Below are 4,590 nucleotides of genomic sequence, written 5' to 3'. Positions count from 1 at the left end.
GGAGCGTTGTGTCCGTCAGCGAAGAAGAAAGAGTATGAAGCGTTTAGACCGTTTCGTCAACCCCTACTTTTTCCCGCCTCACTCAGCAACGTGTGCTGTGCTCTGCGAGGGGGCGGACTATAGCAAAGCTCCCTCCATATCCGCAAGGCCTTTTTTCGAACTGCTACAATCGCGCCCTTTATGTACATGGCAGGAATGCACCCAATGAGCAATCACACCATCAAGCGCGGCGGCTTCAGCTCCGGCTTCGGCGTACTCGCGGCGACGCTGGGTTCGGCCGTAGGCCTTGGCAATATATGGAAGTTCCCCTACCTCACCGGCGCCAACGGCGGCGCCGGCTTCCTGCTGATCTACCTGCTCGCAACGTTGGTCATCGGCCTGCCCGTCATGATCGCGGAGATCACGATGGGCCGCGCGGCCAAAGCAAATCCAATCACGGCGCTGCAAAATCTCAGCCCGAAAAAAGGCCTGCCATGGTGGCTGGTCGGCGTGGCAGGCATGGCGGCGGCCTTCCTGATCCTGTCCTTCTATTCAGAAGTGGTGGCCTGGGTATTCGCCTATGTATTCAAGGCCATAGGCGGTTCCATCCTGAGCAGCGACCGCCACGTGACCGAAGGCGCTTTCAGCGCGCTGATCGCCGACCCGGTGCAATCGCTGTTGTGGCAATGGGGCGTACTGGCCTTCATCGGCGGCATCCTGCTGATGGGTGTCACCAAAGGCATCGAAGGCATCGCCAAGAAGCTGATGCCCATCCTGTTCCTGCTGTTGCTGGTGCTGTGCGCGGTCAGCCTGTCGCTGGACAAGGCGGTCGATGGCCTGGCCTTCCTGTTCCGCCCCGACTTCAGCAAGATCACTGCGGGCGTCATCCTGACCGCGATGGGACTGGCGTTCTTCAAGCTGTCGCTGGGCATGGGCACGATGATGACCTACGGCTCCTACTTCCGCGACGACCAGAATATTCCGCAGACCACGCTGCGCGTGATGGCCGCCGATCTGTGCGTCTCCATGCTGGCGGGCATCGCGATCTTCCCGGCCGTGTTCACTTTCGGCTTCGAGCCGGCGGCCGGCCCGGCCCTGGTGTTCATCACCATTCCCGCCGTGTTCTCGCAGATTCCCGGTGGCCAGTTGTTGATGATCGCCTTCTTCGTGCTGGCGTCGGTGGCCGCCACTGGTGCGATGCTGTCGCTGATGGAAGTGCCGGTCGTGATCCTGCACGAACGCTTCGGCATGAGCCGCGCGAAGGCCACGCTGCTGACCATCGCCGGCCTGATGCTACTGGGCTCCAGCTGCGCATTGACCAACAACGTGCTGGCCGAATTCAAACTGTTCGGCATGAATATGTTCGACCTGTTCGACTTCGTCTCGTCCAACGTACTGCTGCCGCTGGGTGGCATCTTGCTAGCTGTATTCGTCGGCTGGGTATGGGGTGCGGACAAGTTCAGCCAGGCACTGTCGAACCAGGGCGCATTGAGCAACCGGGCCACGATACGCATCGTCTTCTTCCTGCTGCGCTATGTCTCGCCCGTGCTGATTCTTTTGGTAATGTTGAAGGGATTGAATTTGCTATAGGCGCAACGGTCTCGCTCTTTTTTCACCGTCGCCGGAGCAGTATGCATATACTGTGTCCACCGTGAATATCCTCAGGCTGCGTGATGAACCAGAGCGAGATCCCCGTAGTGCCGATGCCGACGATACTCATCGTCGACGACTCTCTATCCTATCTGGCGGCCCTGTTGGACCGGCTTGAACGGCACGGTTTCATGATCGTCCTGGCGCAGACCGCCGCCGAAGGTTTGATGCGCGCGGAATTCGCCGAGCCGGATCTGATCCTGCTCGATGTCGTCATGCCGGGCATCGACGGCTTCGAAGCCTGCCGGCGCCTCAAGGCCGGCAAGGCCACCAAGGATATCCCGGTCATCTTCATGACCGGCCTGACCGACCCCAAGCAAAAAGTCACCGGCTTCGACGCAGGCGGCGTGGACTACATCACCAAGCCATTCCAGATCGAAGAGGTGCTGGCGCGCATCAATACCCACCTGGCGCTGCGTCGCGCCAACCGCGAATTGCAGGACATGATCGCCACGCTGGACAAGGCGCGCGAAGACCTGGTGCGCAACGAACGCCTGGCTGGACTGGGCGCCATGGTGGCCGGTATCGCTCACGAACTGAATACGCCGATCGGCAACAGTCTGATGGCCTCCACCACGTTTGAAATGCAGACCGGCGATATCACCAAGCACCTGGCGCAGGAAGGCGGCATCACCCGCAAGGAGTTTGAACATTACATCGAGAATGCGCAGCTGTCGGTGGATATCCTGACCCGCAATCTGCATCGCGCGGCGGATATCGTGACCAACTTCAAACAGGTGGCGGTCGACCAGACCAGTTCGCAACGACGCAGCTTTCTATTGGCCGAGGTGGTGGCTGGCAATGTGCTGACATTGCAGCCAACTATCAAGCGCACGCCATTCGTGATACAGCAAAGGATACCGCCGGACCTGATGATGGAAAGCTACCCCGGCCCCATCGGACAGGTGATTTCCAACCTGATCAACAACGCCATCCTGCACGGCTACGAAGGCCGCGGCGAAGGCCTGATCGACATCTCGGCCAGCCTCTCACCGCAGGGCCTGGTGACGCTATCGGTTGAAGACCACGGCGTCGGCATCAAGAAGGACTACCTGTCGCGCATCTTCGATCCCTTCTTCACCACCAAGCTGGGGGTGGGTGGCTCCGGCCTGGGCCTGAATATTGTCCACAACATCGTCACCGAAATCCTGGGTGGCGGCATCGCCGTGGTTAGCGAGCCCGGCGGCGGCACCCGGTTTACCTTGACGCTGCCGATGCTGGCGCCGACGCGCTAGCATCGGCGCCACGCGCTCTATTCCTGCGACCACAAGGACAGCGCTCCGGCCGCTGTCGTGGCACCTGCGGTGGTGACGGTCGGCATCTCAGGCGGGACGCTGGCGTGCGCCATCGTCCGGCTGACGATCGCATACTTGGCCGAGCCGTCCGCCTTGGTGTAGCGGTAGGCGCGCCAGGAGAGGTCCCTGACCGTCAGGCTACCGGCCAGCACGCCATTCAACGCGGCCTGCACCGAAGCGGCCGGGTACACTTTGACGCCGCTTGCATCGGTCACCGTTGCGGCACCCTCTGCATCGAATACAATGTTTTGCGTGGTCACGACGCCGCAATCCTCGCGGTAGGTGGACAGCGTCTGTCCTGCCAACTCCTTGGCGGTGCTAATCATCTGCGCCGCATTCAGCACCAGCAAGTCCGTTGATTTATTGCTGACGACGCTGGTTGTAGCGTCAGTCGTGGCCTGGCACAGCATCAGCATCACAGGAGACGTGCCATCAGGCTGGGCGGCAACCGTCGATGAAGCGACGATGGGTGCGTCATACAGCACGCTAGGGCCGCTCGATCCAAAGTTTTTGGCGAAGCCGATCTGGCGCTCCCCTAAGCCGAACACCAACTTGCCGCTAGGGATGGGAATCGTCCCGCGTCCAAATGACAACCAGTACCGCGCTGGCGTCGAGATCTCGGTGTAGACGTTCTGGAAGGCGGTGTAGCGTAGCAAGCTGGTCGGCGCTATGTCTTGGGCAATCGACTGCACTGCCGCATCAATCACAGCCTGGAACGCTACGAGATCGGTAGTGGCATTGACCTGGGCCAGCAAGTCGGCGCCAATGACGCCTTTGGGCGAAGTATCCGTCAAGCCCGCAGCTGTCAGCGCGGCCAGGAAGCGCGTCGCCACTTCATTCTTTTTTGACAGGGCCGACAGGTCATCGCCTTGCGCGCCGACGAGAATGGCCAGGGCCGCAAATGATCGAGTGATCACTTGCCTGTCCAGCACACCAACCCAGAAATTCTGGCCACCGCCATCGGCGTAGCGGCCAAATAAATTGATATAAACAGTATTAACGAATTCGGCGTTGGTGCCGGCGTACAGGTCGGACGCTTCCGCGCTGCTGCCAAATCCATCGAGCACCATTTTGACGTTGGCATCACTGCCGTAAGCAGTGAACAACGCGGACGCAGTAGCAGGCAGATTGAAAGTATCGAAAGCGGAGGTCCAGAAAGCCTGGCCGCCACTGTCGGGGACGCGGCCGTAATAGGCCAGATAGAGCGCCTGGACCAGCGCGGCGTGTGCGGAAGCGGTCGGTGGCGCGGTCGGTCCGGCGGCGCCCATGCGCATGCCCGCAGTGCGCGGAGCGGTACTGTCCACATTCGAACCGCCGCAGGCCGTCAGCAAAGCGGCGATCAGGCTCAAGGAAGCCCATTGTAGTTGGCGTTGCATAATTGTCTCCCGATTGAAATAATTACCAAATAGTACACGTTAATTATTTTCCATGGCGCGAGAACAAGAGTTCAAACGAAAACTCAAACGAAAAAAAGCCCCGACCAAATCATTGGAAGGGGCTTCTTTAATAGTGAAGCACGGCAGTGCCGCGCTGAACAAATGGCCGCGGAATGCGAAAAGCCCACCAAGTTCACTTGGTGGGCTTTTCTGTATAACTAGCCTGACGATAACCTACTTTCACACTGGTTGCAGCACTATCATCGGCGCAGAGTTGTTTCACGGTCCTG

General features: G+C 59.7%; 3 protein-coding genes. 2 read left to right on the top strand and 1 reads right to left on the bottom strand.

Annotated elements, in window-relative coordinates:
* Nucleotides 1–204: 204 nt before the first annotated feature.
* Together V6M89_RS30215 and V6M89_RS30210 are read left to right on the top strand one after the other, a co-directional pair.
* Nucleotides 205–1,569, top strand: coding sequence for a sodium-dependent transporter (locus tag V6M89_RS30215; protein ID WP_332856683.1), 1,365 nt, complete (start codon nt 205–207; stop codon nt 1,567–1,569).
* A gap of 83 nt (nt 1,570–1,652) precedes the next feature.
* Nucleotides 1,653–2,864: a sensor histidine kinase gene (locus V6M89_RS30210; protein WP_332856682.1), complete on the top strand. Its 1,212-nt coding sequence runs from the start codon at nt 1,653–1,655 to the stop codon at nt 2,862–2,864.
* Between the two features lie 17 nt (nt 2,865–2,881).
* Here the strand turns inward: V6M89_RS30210 and V6M89_RS30205 are convergent, their stop codons facing one another.
* Nucleotides 2,882–4,300 carry a DUF4214 domain-containing protein gene (locus V6M89_RS30205; RefSeq protein ID WP_332856681.1) on the bottom strand — a complete coding sequence of 473 codons (1,419 nt, stop codon included), beginning with the start codon at nt 4,298–4,300 and terminating at the stop codon, nt 2,882–2,884.
* Nucleotides 4,301–4,590: the final 290 nt, after the last annotated feature.

The sequence above is a fragment of the Duganella sp. S19_KUP01_CR8 genome, from assembly GCF_036688705.1.
Classification (GTDB): domain Bacteria; phylum Pseudomonadota; class Gammaproteobacteria; order Burkholderiales; family Burkholderiaceae_D; genus Rugamonas.
The sequence above is the reverse complement of the archived record's forward strand: the minus strand, read 5'-3'. Positions and strand labels throughout refer to the sequence as shown.